Annotated in this window: 16 protein-coding genes; 7 read left to right on the top strand and 9 right to left on the bottom strand. The window is 63.9% G+C overall.

All coding sequences use genetic code 11. The features are described 5' to 3' along the window. Positions 1–126: 126 nt before the first annotated feature. The 3 genes from ABC728_RS20935 to fabD all read right to left on the bottom strand — a co-directional run bounded on the left by ABC728_RS20935 (position 127) and on the right by fabD (position 2,274). A complete protein-coding gene (locus tag ABC728_RS20935) occupies positions 127–360 on the bottom strand; it encodes an acyl carrier protein (protein WP_416617488.1) in 234 nt (77 codons plus the stop codon). A 211-nt stretch (positions 361–571) separates the two neighbouring features. After that, positions 572–1,312, bottom strand: coding sequence for a 3-oxoacyl-[acyl-carrier-protein] reductase (fabG, locus tag ABC728_RS20930; RefSeq protein ID WP_416617489.1), 741 nt, complete (start codon positions 1,310–1,312; stop codon positions 572–574). A gap of 26 nt (positions 1,313–1,338) precedes the next feature. Beyond that, positions 1,339–2,274: an ACP S-malonyltransferase gene (gene fabD, locus ABC728_RS20925; RefSeq protein ID WP_416617490.1), complete on the bottom strand. Its 936-nt coding sequence runs from the start codon at positions 2,272–2,274 to the stop codon at positions 1,339–1,341. A gap of 334 nt (positions 2,275–2,608) precedes the next feature. On the opposite strand from fabD, the gene rpsF reads away from it, so the two are divergent. From rpsF to alr, 6 genes are all read left to right on the top strand, one after another. Continuing rightward, a complete protein-coding gene (gene rpsF / locus ABC728_RS20920) occupies positions 2,609–3,076 on the top strand; it encodes a 30S ribosomal protein S6 (protein WP_416617491.1) in 468 nt (155 codons plus the stop codon). Further along, a complete protein-coding gene (rpsR, locus tag ABC728_RS20915) occupies positions 3,073–3,357 on the top strand; it encodes a 30S ribosomal protein S18 (protein ID WP_416617492.1) in 285 nt (94 codons plus the stop codon). The genes rpsF and rpsR overlap by 4 nt, the downstream gene beginning before the upstream one ends. Before the next feature lie 19 nt (positions 3,358–3,376). Next, positions 3,377–3,931 (top strand): 50S ribosomal protein L9, encoded by a 555-nt coding sequence (rplI, locus tag ABC728_RS20910; RefSeq protein WP_445376483.1) that lies wholly within the window; start codon positions 3,377–3,379, stop codon positions 3,929–3,931. Between the two features lie 159 nt (positions 3,932–4,090). After that, on the top strand, positions 4,091–5,329 hold the full coding sequence (locus ABC728_RS20905; RefSeq protein ID WP_416617494.1) for a class I SAM-dependent methyltransferase: 1,239 nt from the start codon (positions 4,091–4,093) through the stop codon (positions 5,327–5,329). Positions 5,330–5,430: 101 nt separating this feature from the next. Continuing rightward, on the top strand, positions 5,431–6,933 hold the full coding sequence (locus ABC728_RS20900) for a replicative DNA helicase (RefSeq protein WP_416617495.1): 1,503 nt from the start codon (positions 5,431–5,433) through the stop codon (positions 6,931–6,933). Then, the gene (gene alr / locus ABC728_RS20895; protein ID WP_416617496.1) at positions 6,923–8,065 is read left to right on the top strand and encodes an alanine racemase; all 1,143 of its coding nucleotides are present in this window, start codon (positions 6,923–6,925) and stop codon (positions 8,063–8,065) included. Before ABC728_RS20900 ends, alr begins: the two co-directional genes overlap by 11 nt. A gap of 47 nt (positions 8,066–8,112) precedes the next feature. On the opposite strand, the gene ABC728_RS20890 is transcribed toward alr, so the two are convergent. Next, positions 8,113–8,517: a cupin domain-containing protein gene (locus ABC728_RS20890; RefSeq protein ID WP_416617497.1), complete on the bottom strand. Its 405-nt coding sequence runs from the start codon at positions 8,515–8,517 to the stop codon at positions 8,113–8,115. Continuing rightward, entirely contained in the window at positions 8,514–8,960 is a 447-nt protein-coding gene (locus ABC728_RS20885; RefSeq protein WP_416617498.1) for a VOC family protein, read from the bottom strand. Before ABC728_RS20885 ends, ABC728_RS20890 begins: the two co-directional genes overlap by 4 nt. A 69-nt stretch (positions 8,961–9,029) precedes the next feature. On the opposite strand from ABC728_RS20885, the gene ABC728_RS20880 reads away from it, so the two are divergent. Beyond that, positions 9,030–9,617 (top strand): TetR-like C-terminal domain-containing protein, encoded by a 588-nt coding sequence (locus tag ABC728_RS20880; RefSeq protein ID WP_416617499.1) that lies wholly within the window; start codon positions 9,030–9,032, stop codon positions 9,615–9,617. Here the strand turns inward: ABC728_RS20880 and ABC728_RS20875 are convergent. The 4 genes from ABC728_RS20875 to ABC728_RS20860 form a co-directional block, all read right to left on the bottom strand. Next, complete coding sequence (locus ABC728_RS20875; protein ID WP_416617500.1) at positions 9,607–10,449, bottom strand: hypothetical protein; 843 nt, start codon at positions 10,447–10,449, stop codon at positions 9,607–9,609. The genes ABC728_RS20880 and ABC728_RS20875 overlap by 11 nt on opposite strands. Before the next feature lie 221 nt (positions 10,450–10,670). Next, positions 10,671–11,690: a ketol-acid reductoisomerase gene (gene ilvC, locus ABC728_RS20870; protein WP_416617501.1), complete on the bottom strand. Its 1,020-nt coding sequence runs from the start codon at positions 11,688–11,690 to the stop codon at positions 10,671–10,673. Positions 11,691–11,794: 104 nt separating this feature from the next. Continuing rightward, positions 11,795–12,310, bottom strand: coding sequence for an acetolactate synthase small subunit (ilvN, locus tag ABC728_RS20865; RefSeq protein ID WP_416617502.1), 516 nt, complete (start codon positions 12,308–12,310; stop codon positions 11,795–11,797). A gap of 63 nt (positions 12,311–12,373) precedes the next feature. Then, a complete protein-coding gene (locus ABC728_RS20860) occupies positions 12,374–14,140 on the bottom strand; it encodes an acetolactate synthase 3 large subunit (protein WP_416617503.1) in 1,767 nt (588 codons plus the stop codon). Between the last annotated feature and the right edge of the window lie 80 nt (positions 14,141–14,220).

Genomic DNA, 14,220 nt, shown 5'->3' with positions numbered 1-14,220 from the left:
AAAGTGGAAACGGAAAGGGGCATCGGCCAGCGACCGGCCCAACAGGAAATGGGGATCGGCAATCGGCATTGCCAGACCCGGGGACGGCGGCAAGCCGGCCCCGGGCCCATCACCCACCCTTGGAAATCAGCTCTTGGAGCTGATGAAGTCGATGGCGTCCTTGACGGTCAGGATCTTCTCGGCGGCGTCGTCCGGAATCTCGATGCCGAACTCTTCCTCGAACGCCATGACCAGTTCGACGGTGTCCAGGCTGTCAGCGCCCAGATCGTCGATGAAGCTGGCGGTATCGGTGACCTTGGCCTCTTCGACGCCCAGGTGCTCGACAACGATCTTCTTCACGCGTTCAGCAACATCGCTCATTTATTTGACCTTTCAGGATCTTCCGGTGGGACCAGCCCAGGGCTGGTTGTTTAGGGCTCTTGCGGGGTCCAGAACAAGCGGATTCCTTGGCCCGGCCCCCGCGATGCCGGTCAGGAAAGCGTCGTCACTTAACATGAACCGCGCGCCCTGACCAGCACTCAGCAAGCATCGACGCCGGCGACCCCGCACAAGGGGGCGCGCTGGGCCTGCATCAGATCATGGCCATGCCGCCATTCACATGCAGCGTCTGACCCGTGACATAGGCCGCCTCGTTGGAAGCCAGATAGAGGACGGCGGCGGCAATATCGTCGGGCGTGCCCAGTCGGCCGGCGGGAATGCGGCTGTTCATCGCCTCCTTCTGCGCGTCGTTCAGAACGTCGGTCATGGCCGTGGCAATCATGCCGGGCGCCACGGCGTTCACCGTGATGCCCCGCGTCGCCACCTCCTGGGCCAGCGCCTTCGACATGCCGATCATGCCGGCCTTGCTGGCCGCATAATTGACCTGTCCGGGATTGCCCGTGACACCCACGACGGAGGTAATGCCGATGATACGGCCCCAGCGGCGCTTCATCATGCCCTTCACGGCGGCGCGCGCCAGACGGAAACCGGCCGTCAGGTTGACATTGATGACACTGTCCCAATCCTCGTCCTTCATGCGCAGGATCAGGCCATCGCGCGTCAGGCCGGCATTGTTGACCAGGATGTCCACCGTGCCGCCCAGCGCGGCCTCGGCCTTCTTGAAGAGATCCTCCACCTGTGCCGGATCGGACAGGTTGGCGGGGACGACGACAGCGCGCTCGCCCAGGTCGGCGGCCAGCGCTTCCAGCGCTTCCACCTTCGTGCCGTGCAGCGCGACCTTCGCACCTCTGGCATGCAGCGTGCGGGCGATGGCGGCGCCGATGCCGCCCGATGCACCCGTGACGAGGGCCGTCTTGCCGGACAGGTCGAACATGGTAACCTCCCAAAAAAGAAAGCGGATCAGCCCAGGGTGAACGCATCGATATCGGCGGGCCCGCCGATGGAACTGGCCACCAGTTCCTTGTCGATCCGCTTGGCCAGGCCTGCCAGCACCTTGCCGGCCCCCAGCTCCACCAGTTCGGTCACACCCTGCCCTTTCATATAGAGCACGCTTTCCCGCCAGCGGACGGCGCCGGTCACCTGCTCCACCAGCAGGCGGCGGATCATGTCCGGGTCCGTCACGGCAGTGGCCGTGACATTGGCGACCAGCGGGGCCGCCGGCGACCGGATGACGGTGCCGGCCAGCGCCGCGGCCATGGCGTCGGCTGCCGGCTGCATCAGGGGACAATGGAAGGGGGCGGACACGGGAAGCAGCATGGCGCGCTTGAACCCGCGCTCGGCCGCGATCCTGATGGCGCGCTCCACCGCCTCCTTATGCCCGGAGACGACCACCTGGCCAGGGGCGTTGTCATTGGCCGCCGTGCAGACCTGGCCCTGCGCCGCTTCCGCCGCGATCTCGCGTGCGGCTTCCAGATCGGCGCCAAGGATGGCCGCCATGGCGCCCATGCCGACAGGAACCGCCTTCTGCATGGACTGGCCACGCAGCTTCAGCAGGCGCGCGGTGTCGGAAAGGCTGATGGCGCCAGCCGCGCACAGCGCGGAATATTCACCCAGGCTGTGGCCGGCCACGAAGGCGGCCCCCGACAGGTCCAGTCCCTTCTCGGCCTGAAGCACACGAGTCACGGCGACCGAAACCGCCATCAGGGCCGGCTGGGCGTTCTCCGTCAGGGTCAGTTCATCACCCGGCCCCTCGAACATCAGGGCGGAGAGCTTCTGGCCCAGGGCCTCATCCACTTCGGCGAAGGTGTCGCGTGCTATGGCGAACCGCTCGGCCAGTTCGCGGCCCATGCCGACGGCCTGGCTGCCCTGGCCGGGAAAGACGAAAGCGCGGGTCATGGTGGTTCCTGCAATATGTCCGGTGCGGCCTTGATACAGCGACGGGTGGCCCTGTCAAGTCACCGTGCCCGCCGGGAGGGGCCGCAAAGCCTTGTGACGCGGACGTAAGCCCGTATATTCCGGCCCGGTGCCCATGCGTGGAACCATCGGCGCCCATGCGACCGGCCCGCGCCGCCGCCCCTTGCGCGGCGCGGGACAGTCTGTATAGTGCGCGGCTTCCGAAACCCCGCCGGCGCTTTGCCAAGGTGCCGGCTAGGACCGTGCGGCTGGCCCCCTCCCCTTCAAACCGGGATCGGGACGCAGCGACGGACCATCAATAGCCATGGGGAATTTTATGGCGCTTTATGAAACCATCCTGATCTGCCGGCAGGATATTTCCTCCACGCAGGTCGAGAGCCTGACCGAAACCTTCAGCAACATCCTGAAGGAACAGGGCGGCTCGGTCGTCAAGACCGAACAGTGGGGTCTGAAGACCCTGACCTACCGGATCAAGAAGAACCGCAAGGGTCACTATGTCTATCTCGGCCTGGACGCGCCCGCCGCGGCCGTTGCCGAGATGGAACGCAACATGTCCATCAACGAGGACGTGCTGCGCTACATGACCGTCAAGGTCGAGAAGATCGACGAAGGCCAGACCGCCATGCTCGCCAACAAGGGCGAACGTGCCGAGCGCGGCCCCCGCGGTGGCTTCGGCGACCGTGGCCCCCGTCGTGAATTCGGTGACCGCGGCCCGCGCGAGGGCGGCTTCAGCCGTGGCCCGCGTCGTGAGGCCGCTTCGGAAGGTGAAGGAGACCGCGCATGAGCACCGAACGTCCCCAGGGCGCGTCCACGGGTGGCGCTCCCCGCTCCGGTGGCGGTGGCCGCCGGCCGTTCTTCCGTCGCCGGAAGACCTGCCCGTTCTCCGGCCCCAACGCGCCGGCGATCGATTACAAGGACATCAAGCTGCTGTCCCGCTTCATCTCGGAACGCGGCAAGATCGTTCCGTCCCGTATCACCGCCGTTTCGGCGAAGAAGCAGCGTGAGCTGGCCCGTGCGATCAAGCGCGCCCGCTTCCTGGCTCTTCTGCCTTACGTCGTGAAGTAAGCGAACCGGGAGAAAAGACATGGACGTCATTCTGCTGGAACGCGTCGAGAAGCTGGGTGTGCTGGGCCAGGTGGTCAAGGTGAAGCCGGGCTATGCCCGCAATTACCTGCTGCCGAAGAAGAAGGCCCTGCGCGCCACCAAGGAAAACCTGGCCTATTTCGAGACCCAGAAGGCGCAGATCGAAGCGCGCAATCTGGAGCTGAAGAAGGAAGCCGAGGTCGTGGCGACCAAGGTCGACGGCATCGCCGTCGTCGTGGTCCGTCAGGCTGCCGAGTTCGGCGTCCTGTACGGTTCCGTCTCCTCGCGCGATATCGCCGAGGCCGTGACGGCGGCCGGCACCACGATCGCCCGCGGCCAGGTGGCCATCGCCGAGCCGATCAAGACCCTGGGCCTGTTCAAGGTCCGCGTCGTTCTGCATCCGGAAGTGTCCGTGACCGTGACGGTCAACGTGGCCCGTTCGGTTGAAGAAGCCGCGGTCCAGGCCCAGCGTGGCGGCATGGTCGTTGGCCGCGACGACGAGGACGAGGACGAGGCGACCGAAGAGGTCGAAGCCACCGAGGAGACCGAGGCCTGACAGGTCCCGGTGCCGGATGGAAACATCCGGCTTCCCCGATTGGGTGAAAAAGGGCGTTCCCTGCATGGGGGCGCCCTTTTTTACATTCAAGAACCTTCCCTGTGACATTAACCATGACTACATTTCCAGGACGTTTCAGCGGCCTGGGGATGTACCGACATGCTGTTGTTCCGTCTGCTTTCCTCACTGGTCCGGCACGGACGCCTCTGCCTGATCGATGCACGCGGCGGGCGCCATTATTACGGCACCGCAACGGATGAGGAGGCGCCCGTCACCGTGCGGGTGACCGATCCGGCGCTTCATTGGAAACTGGGGCTGCATCCCGGCCTATACGCAGGCGAGGCCTATATGGACGGCACCCTGCAGATGGTCGAGGGCAGCCTGTATGATTTCATCAGCCTGATCACACGCAATGCGGGGCTGGGTCACCTGAGCCCGACGAGCGCGTTTGTCCAGCGCTTCGGCGTCGGCGTGCAACGCTTCATCCAGCAGCGCAACCCGCTGGACCGGTCGCGCCGGAACGTCGCCCATCATTACGACCTGTCCCGTCAATTCTATGACCTGTTCCTGGACGCCGACAGGCAATATTCGTGTGCCTATTTCCCAAAGCCGGGCCTGACACTGGAACAGGCGCAGGAGGCCAAGAAGCGGCACATCGCATCCAAGCTGCTGTTGCAACCGGGGTGCCACGTGCTGGATATCGGCTGCGGCTGGGGCGGCATGGCGCTGACCCTGGCGCAGATGGCGGATGTGAGGGTAACTGGCATCACGCTTTCCAAGGAACAACTGGCCGTGGCCCGGGAGCGGGCCGCCGCGGCCGGCCTGGATGACCGGGTGAATTTCGAGCTGTGCGATTACCGCGAATTGCCCGGCCGGTTCGACCGCATCGTCAGCGTCGGCATGTTCGAGCATGTCGGCGTGCCGCAATATCCCCTGTTCTTTGAACGGGTGCGCGACCTGCTGGCCGATGACGGCGTGGCCCTGCTGCATTCCATCGGACGGATGGAAGGGCCCGGCACCACCAATCCCTGGATCCGCAAATACATCTTCCCCGGCGGTTATTCACCTGCCCTGTCGGAGGTGACGCCCGCGATCGAGCAGGCTGGCCTGTGGCTGACGGATGCCGAGATCTGGCGGTTGCATTATGCGGAAACGCTGCGCCATTGGCGTGAACGGTTCCTGGCCAACCGGGAGAAGGCCAAGGCGCTTTATGATGAGCGTTTCTGCCGCATGTGGGAATTCTACCTCGTCGGGTCGGAATGCGCCTTCCGCCATCAGGGGCATCTGGTGTTCCAGTTGCAGATGGCCCGGCAGGTCGATGCCGTACCTTTGTCACGCGATTACATGATCGACGCTGAACGGCAGCGGCCGGCGGGGCGCAAGACGCGCGCTGCCTGATTTATCCACAGGATATCCCCCGATCCATCCCCGCCTTTTCAAGTCAGCCCCCGCGCGATGGCGTAACGCTGTCGGCGGGGGCCTGCTAAACTGGCGCCATCATGGATGCCAAGCTGATCGACCCCGCCGCTTTCGCCGGTGCCACCCCCGTTGCCTATCGCACGCCGCCGCACAATGAAGAGGCGGAGCAGACGGTGCTGGGCGCCATCCTGGTCAATAACCGGGCCTTCGAGAAGGTCGGCGAGTTTCTGCGGGCTGAACATTTCTTCGATCCCGCGAACCAGAAAATCTTCCAGGCCATCGCCAAGATGGTCGACCGGGGCCAGGTGGCCAACCCGATCACCCTGAAGGCCTATTTCGAGCAGGATCGCGACCTGTCGGATATCGGCGGTCCGGAATATCTGGCCCGACTGGCCGCCGCCATCGTCACGGTCCATAATCTGGAGGATTATGGGCGCGTCATTCATGACGCCTATCTGCGCCGGCAATTGATCGAAGTCGGCGAGGATATGGTCAACCATGCCTACAAGCATGACCTGGACATCGGCGCCAACGACCAGATCGAGGATGCCGAAAAGAAACTGTTCGAGCTGGCTGCCACAGGCGACATCAAGGGTGATTTCATCCCCTTCGACCGGGCACTGACGGCAGCCATCCAGACGGCAGAGGCGGCTTTCCGCCGATCCAGCCACGTCACGGGCGTCACCTCGGGCCTGCGCGACCTGGATACCAAGCTGGGCGGTCTGCACCCCAGCGACCTGCTGATCCTGGCCGGCCGCCCGTCCATGGGCAAGACGGCGCTGGCCACCAACATCGCCTTCAATGCCGCCAAGGCCTACATGCTGTCGGGCGGCAAGGAAGGGGCGCCCGTCGGCTTCTTCTCGCTGGAAATGTCGGCGGAACAGTTGGCCCTGCGTATCCTGGCCGATCAGGCCGAAGTGTCGGGCGACAAGATCCGCCGTGGCGAGATTTCCGCCACGGACTTTCCGAAATTCGTGGAAGCCAGCCAATACCTGTCCAAGGTGCCCTTCCATGTGGATGACACACCGGCCCTGACCATCTCCGCCGTGCGTACACGCGCCCGCCGGTTGAAGCGCACCCATGGGCTGGGCCTGATCGTGGTCGATTATCTCCAGCTTCTGCGCGGCGGCGGGTCCGGGCGCGGCGAACAGAACCGCGTGCAGGAGATTTCGGAAATCACGCGCGGCCTGAAGGCCATTGCCAAGGAACTGGACCTGCCCGTCATCGCGCTGTCGCAGCTTTCCCGCTCGGTGGAAAGCCGCGAGGACAAGCGGCCCCAGCTTTCCGACCTGCGCGAATCCGGCTCCATCGAGCAGGATGCCGACGTTGTGATGTTCGTCTTCCGCGAGCAATATTATCTGGAACGCGCCGAACCGGGTCGACGGCCCGACGAATCGGAAGACAAATATAATGACCGTTACCAGCAATGGCAGGAGCGGCTGGCGCAGGTTCATAATACGGCCGATGTCATCATCGGCAAGCAGCGCCATGGGCCGGTCGGCACCGTGCGCCTCTATTTCGACGGCAATTATACGCGCTTCGGCGATCTGGATACCCAACACGGCGGATCATATGACGAATGATCTGGCGGGGCTGTTGCAAAGCCCCGAGGCGGCGCGTGTCGGCGCCGTCCTGATCATCGATCTGGCCGCGCTGGTTTCAAACTGGCGCGACCTGGCGGCCCGCGTGGCACCGGCCGAGTGCGCCGCCGTCGTAAAGGCCAATGGCTACGGGCTGGGTGACATTGCTGTGGCCAGGGCCCTTTGGCAGGCCGGTGCCCGCAGCTTCTTCGTGGCCGATATCGAAGCGGGCCTGCGCATTCGCCGCGCCTTGCCCGATGCCCGCGTCATCATCCTGCATGGTGTTCCCGCCGGCACGGAGGACGAAGTGGCCGGCCAGCGCCTGACGCCCGTGCTGAGCAGCCTGGGCGAGATCGCCCGCTGGTCGGGCCATGCCCACCGGCTGGGCGACCGGCTGCCCGCGATTATTCATATCGATACCGGAATGAATCGCCTGGGCCTACCATCCGATGAATTGGAACGGTTGTGCAATGATCCTGATCGGCACTTGTCAGGGCTGGATTTGAACGGGTGGATGAGTCATCTCGCCTGCGCCGATGATCCCCGCCACCCATTGACGCCCGAACAATTGCGTCGGGTGCATGCCGCGCTGGCCCGCCTGCCCTCGGCACCGGTCAGCCTGGCCAACTCGGCCGGCATATTTCATGGCGCCGATTACCATTTCGATCTGGTTCGGCCCGGCATCGCGCTTTACGGCGCCAATCCGGCCCCCTGGCTGGCCAACCCGATGCGGCCTGTGATCCGGCTGCTGGCCCGTATTCTCCAGGTTCGCGCGGTCGCCCCGCCCATGACGGTCGGCTATGACGCAACCCATCATGTCGATCGCCCGAGCAAGGTCGCGGCACTGGGGATGGGTTATGCCGATGGCTACCCCTGGTCGCTGGCCGGCAAGGGCACGGCCAGCATTGCCGGCCATGCCGCGCCGCTGGTGGCGCGGGTGTCCATGGATCTGTTGACCGCCGATGTCAGCGCTGTGCCAGACCATCTGCTGCAAGTCGGGGGCTGGGCCGACATTATCGGCCCTCATCGGGACGTGGACCAGGTGGCGCGAGAGGCCGGCACCATCGGGTATGAGATATTGACCCGGCTGGGCCAACGCTATCACCGGATCTATCTCGGGGGCGCCAGCGTTTGAGATACCGGTAACCGGCTGTGATCACCGGGACTTGATATGAGGCGGTTTCACTGCGGCTTGGCGAACCATTCGACAATGGCCGGCATCCGCCTTTCAAACCCGCCCGGAATGAACAGGTTCAGCAGACCGGCCCGGTCCGCCCCCGGATTGCGGAAATCATGATCGACACCGGGAGGGATGCGAATGAAGGAGCCCGCCGCGAAGGATCGCCATTCAGTCCCGATCAGGATTTCCGGTGTACCGGCCAGAATATAGAAGATTTCATCATTGTCCGCATGCGCATGGGCGCCGATTTCCCGCTGACCCGGTTCCAGCCACCATTGCGAGATGGAATAGCCGGCCGCCGTTTCCGCCTCGTCCGCCAGGAAGATCGCCGTCAACCCGTCGCCCAGGGCGTAATGCCGGCCGCCGCCCGGCGGAAGGGCGATAATGTCGTGTCGCGGTTCGCTCATGCCCCCGTTTCCTCGTTCCAGCGGCGCTGCATCTCTTCCGGACTGACCTGTTCGATGGTCTGCGACAGCATCCAGCGATGGCCGAACGGGTCCATGACCATGGCACTGCGCTCCCCGAAGCTTTGATTTGCCGCCGGGCGGATGATGATGGCCCCTGCCGCCGCGGCGCGCGCCAGATCCTCATCCACGGCCGTCGTGGACAGGTACAATGTCACCGGTGTGCCGCCGATCGTGTCGGGGCTGAGTGCGCCGAAATCCGGATATTCGTCGGACATCATCACCACGCTTTCACCCAGCCGCAGTTCCGCATGACCGATCCGGCCGTCCATCGGGTCGGTCATGCGGAAAATCTCCACCGCCCCGAAGGCCTGGATATAGAATTCGATGGCCGCAGCCGCATTCTTCACGGTGAAATAGGGCATCACGCCCGTGACGCTGGACATTTCGCACCCCTTGTCATCAGATTTCAATTACGAAACGTTTCGTTTCGTAATGAGTCAATGGGGAACGAAATGAAACCGCGCGGGCGTCCGCCCAGCCCGGCCGCCAGGGAAAAGGCCTTGTCGGCGGCGCACGGAATATTGATGGAGGAAGGGTTCGGCCGCCTGACCGTGGAGGCAGTGGCGGCCCGGTCGGGCGTGGGCAAGGCCACCATCTATCGCAACTGGACCAACGCTTGCGAACTGGCCATGGCTGCATTGATCGATGGGGCACCCGTCGAGGCGACAGCCATGGAGCCCGGTTTCAAGGCCGCATTGACGGCGCAGATGCGAGCCCTGGTGAAGGCCTTTGCCACCACACGCGGACGGCAGATCGCCATGACACTGGCCGCCGCCGACCCGGAAAGCGAGATGACACGCGCTTTCCGGAACCGCGTAATCCTGTCCAGCCGGGAGGCGGGCCGCGCGCTGGTGCAGGATGCCGTAAGACGCGGTGAAATCGGCCCGCCTGTCGAGATCGAGATCCTGCTGGACATGATCTACGGCCCCGTCTTCTATCGCATCCTGGCCGGGCATCAGCCGCTGACCGCCGGCTTCGCCGAAGGGCTGGCGGAAAACGCCGTCACGATCCTGAAGGCGCCGGGTGGGGTCACGCCGTGATCGAGATATTGGCCTCCGACACCTGAACGGCGATGGTCAGCGTTTCGGTATAGGTGCTGGTATAGGTCATCTCCATCACCGACCCGGCCGCCATGCCGGCCGCGTCCGATGATGCCCCGCCGGGGTCCATCGCCTCCAGCGCGCCGTTCAACCGTTCAAGCGTCTCTCCGGCAGCGGCCAGATCGTCGCGCGAGGCCTTGAGGCTTTCCTCCAGTTCCCGCTGCTCCTCCTCGCTCATCCACAAGGTATTGTCCTTGCTGGCTTCTGCCTGGGTCAGCAGCGTGCGGGCCCGGCCCGCGATGTCGCGAACCTCCTGCACATAGGCGCGGGCATAGGAAACCGGGACACCCCCTGGTGTCATGCCGGGCTGCGCTTCCACGGGTTTGGCGGGATCGGGTTCTCCCCGCGCGATGGCGGCTGCACGTTCAGCAGGATCGACATCGCGGCCTTCCACCAATGCCTTCGCCTCGTCCGAGAGCTTGCGGGTCATGCCCGAGGCTTCGCGCGCCACATTGGCCAGCTTGCGCACATCGCCCTTGGCGGCGGCCTGCCGCGCCTCCTGCTCCAACTCCCCCATACGGCGCTTGGATTGCGTCAGCTTCTCATTGGCGGCCTTGCGGTCGATCTCCGACCGGGCCTGATCCAGGAACTTGCCCAGTTCCTCCACCCGCGCCAGCGACTTGGCCGCGTCGTTGAAGGAGCCGCCCAGACCAAGGTCCATCAGGCGCTTATAGATATCTTCCTGTGACCGGCCGGTGGTCGGCGTGTCCTTGGATGCCTTGAACCGCTCCTCAACCGCCTTGTCCACATGGCGATCGATCGCCGTCTTCATCGCTTTCGCGTTGGCGGCACTGAAGAGCGAGTTCGCGTTTAGCGAAATCATGGGCTCCCCCAAAAGGCGATCATTTTGATCTACCCTCAAACTACCCTGTTCGCGTCAAACGGGCAAGAAGCCTGAATACGGTCTTTCGTGATAGCATATGAAAAGCAAAACCGCCCGGCGGAAGAACCCGCCGGGCGGTCTGCTTGACAACCAAGAAGCCGTCGGACGGCTCAGTTCTTGGACTTGTCCACCAACTGATTGGCGGCGATCCAGGGCATCATGGCGCGCAGCTTGCCACCCACTTCCTCGATCGGATGCTCGGCCTGGCGGCGGCGGGTCGCCTTGAAGGACGGGGTGCCGGCCTTGTTCTCCAGCATCCAGTCGCGCACGAAGCGGCCGGACTGGATGTCTTCCAGCACGCGCTTCATTTCGGCCTTGGTCTCGTCCGTCACGATGCGCGGACCGGTGACGTAATCACCATATTCGGCCGTGTTGGAGATGGAATAGCGCATATTGGCGATGCCACCTTCGTAGATCAGGTCCACGATCAGCTTCACTTCGTGCAGGCACTCGAAATAGGCCATCTCCGGGGCATAGCCGGCCTCGACCAGCGTCTCGAAACCGGTCTGGATCAGCTTGGTCAGGCCGCCGCACAGCACGGCCTGCTCACCGAACAGGTCGGTCTCGCACTCTTCCTTGAAGGTGGTCTCGATGATGCCCGAACGGCCACCGCCGACGGCCGACGCATAGGACAGGGCGACGTCCAGGGCGTTGCCGGAAGCGTTCTGATGCACGGCCACCAGGCAGGGAACGCCGCCGCCCTTCTTGTATTCGCCGCGCACGGTGTGCCCGGGGCCCTTGGGCGCGATCATGAACACATCCGTGTCGGGACGCGGCTCGATCAGGCGGAAATGCACGTTCAGGCCATGGGCGAAGGCAATGGCGGAACCCTGCTTCAGGTTCGGGCCGATCTCGTTATTGTACAGGTCGGCCTGATGCTCGTCCGGCGTCAGGATCATGATGACGTCGGCGGATGCAGCGGCCTCCGCCGGGGTCACGCAGGTGAAGCCGGCGGCTTCGGCCTTGGCGCGGGTCGGCGAGTTCGCCTTCAGCGCGATGATCACGTCCGTCACACCGCTGTCGCGCAGATTCTGGGCGTGGGCATGGCCCTGGCTGCCATAGCCGACGATGGCCACCTTCTTGCCCTTGATCAGGTTGACGTCGGCGTCGCGATCGTAATAGACGCGCATGGGAATGTTCCTTCGTTCTGCTCTGCTGTTGCTCTGTCCGTCCCCGGCGCGGGGTACGGCATCGGGTTGAAAAGGCGCGTCCCGGCCCTGCCGGGACAGGTCCCTTAAAGGGTGGCCGTACCGCGCGACAGGGCGGCAGCCCCCGTGCGGCTGATATCGATCTCACCCAATTGCTTCATCAGGTCGATGAACCGGTCCAGGTCCTCCGCGGCACCGGTAATCTCGAACACGAAGCTGCTGATCGTGGCATCGACGACACGGGCCTTGAACACATCGGCGATGCGCAGGCTTTCCACCCGCCGCTCACCATTGGCCACGACCTTGACCAGGGCCATCTCCCGCTCGATGAACGGGCCTTCCAGCGTCAGGTCCTTGACCTTGTGGACGGGAACCAGGCGATCGAGCTGCACCTTGATCTGTTCGATGATCATCGGCGTACCGGAGGTGACGACGGTGATGCGCGACAGGTTGTCGCCCGTATCGATCTCCGCCACCGTCAGGCTCTCGATATTGTAGCCGCGGCCGGAAAACAGGCCGATGACCCGGGCCAGCACGCCCGGCTCGTTATCCACCAGCACGGAGATGGTGTGGCGGCGGATATTGGACTCTTGGATTGTCACGGGGAAAGGCTCCCAGCTTCTTTGTTCTTCAGGGGCGGAGGATCGGCGGACGAGGGGGCCGGCTTATACCAGTACCATCCCCTCCTCCGGCGTGGCCTCGGCCACCTTGTCCTCCGGCCCCAGCAGGATCTCGTTATGCGCCTTGCCACCCGGGATCATGGGGAAGCAGTTTTCCTTCTGGTCCACGCACATGTCCACGATGACGGCGCGGGGCGTGGCGATCATCTCGGCAATGACGTCATCGACCTCGCTCACCTTCGTGGCGCGCAGGCCCACGCCGCCAAAGGCATCGGCCAGCTTCACGAAATCCGGCAGCGCTTCGGAATAGCTTTCCGAGTAGCGCGAGCCATGCAGCAATTCCTGCCACTGCCGGACCATGCCCATCCACTGGTTGTTCAGGATGAACACCTTGACCGGCAGGCGATATTGCAGGGCCGTCGACATTTCCTGGATATTCATCTGGATCGACGCCTCCCCGGCCACGTCGATGCAAAGCGCCTTGGGATTGGCGATCTGCGCCCCGATTGCAGCCGGCAGGCCGTAACCCATGGTGCCCAGCCCGCCCGAGGTCAGCCAGCGGTTCGGCTTGTTGAACGGCAGGAACTGTGCCGCCCACATCTGATGCTGCCCGACCTCTGTGGAGATGAACACATCATCGCGGCCAGCAATGGCGGCACGCAGCCGTTCCAGCGCGAATTGCGGCTTGATGACCTTGTCCGTCTTCTCGTACCGCAGGCAGTCACGGGCGCGCCAGACGCCGATCTGGTCCCACCATTCCTTCAATGCCGCCTGGTCGGCCCGCTTGTTGCGCGCCTTCCAGATGCGGATCATGTCTTCCAGCACGTAAGCCGCATCGCCGACGATGGGCAGATCGACGCGAACATTCTTGTTGATGTTCGACGGATCGATATCGATATGGATCTTCTTGGAATTCGGGCTGAACTCGCTGATCTTGCCCGTGACCCGGTCATCGAACCGCGCACCGACGCAGACCATCAGGTCACAGCCATGCATGGCCAGATTGGCCTCGTAGGTGCCGTGCATGCCCAGCATGCCCAGCCATTGCTGATCATGGGCCGGATAGGCACCCAGACCCATCAGGGTGGTGGTGCAGGGATAGCCCGTCATGCGGACAAGCTGTGTCAGCAACTGGCTGGCCACGGGGCCGGAATTGATGACGCCGCCACCGACATAGAAGATGGGACGCTTGGCATTGGCCAGCAGTTCCACCGCCTCCTCGACCTTGTTCAGGTCGGGCTTCACCTGGGGGCGATAGGATTTCGGCTGGCTTTCGCCCGGCGTGCGATAGGTGCCCTCGGCGAACTGCACATCCTTGGGAATGTCGATGACGACGGGACCCGGACGGCCGTTCTTGGCCACATAGAACGCCTCGTGCAGCGTCCGGGCCAGATTGTTGACATCCTTGACCAGGTAATTGTGCTTGGTCGCGGGCCGGGTGATGCCGGTCGTGTCGCATTCCTGGAACGCATCATTGCCGATCAGATGCGTCGGCACCTGCCCCGTCAGGCAGACGATCGGGATGCTGTCCATCAGTGCATCGACCAGACCGGTGACGGCGTTGGTGGCACCGGGGCCGGACGTGACCAGCACGACGCCGACCTTGCCGGACGAACGCGCATAGCCTTCCGCCGCATGGACGGCGGCCTGTTCGTGGCGAACCAGGATGTGCTTGATCTGGTTCTGCTTGAACAGCGCATCATAGATGGGTAGTACCGCGCCGCCCGGATATCCGAAGATCGTGTCTACACCCTGGTCCCGAAGGGCCTTGATGACGATTTCCGCACCGGAGAGGCTGGTTCCCGAAGACATGATATGCGCTTTCAAACAGTTCCAACTGGGTTGAAAAACGCCGCCTTTCGCAGGGGCGAAGGGCGACGTGGCGGCACACT

This window comes from Niveispirillum fermenti, from assembly GCF_052474395.1.
Note: the sequence above shows the minus strand (reverse complement) of the source record. Positions and strands in the feature narration are given on the sequence as shown.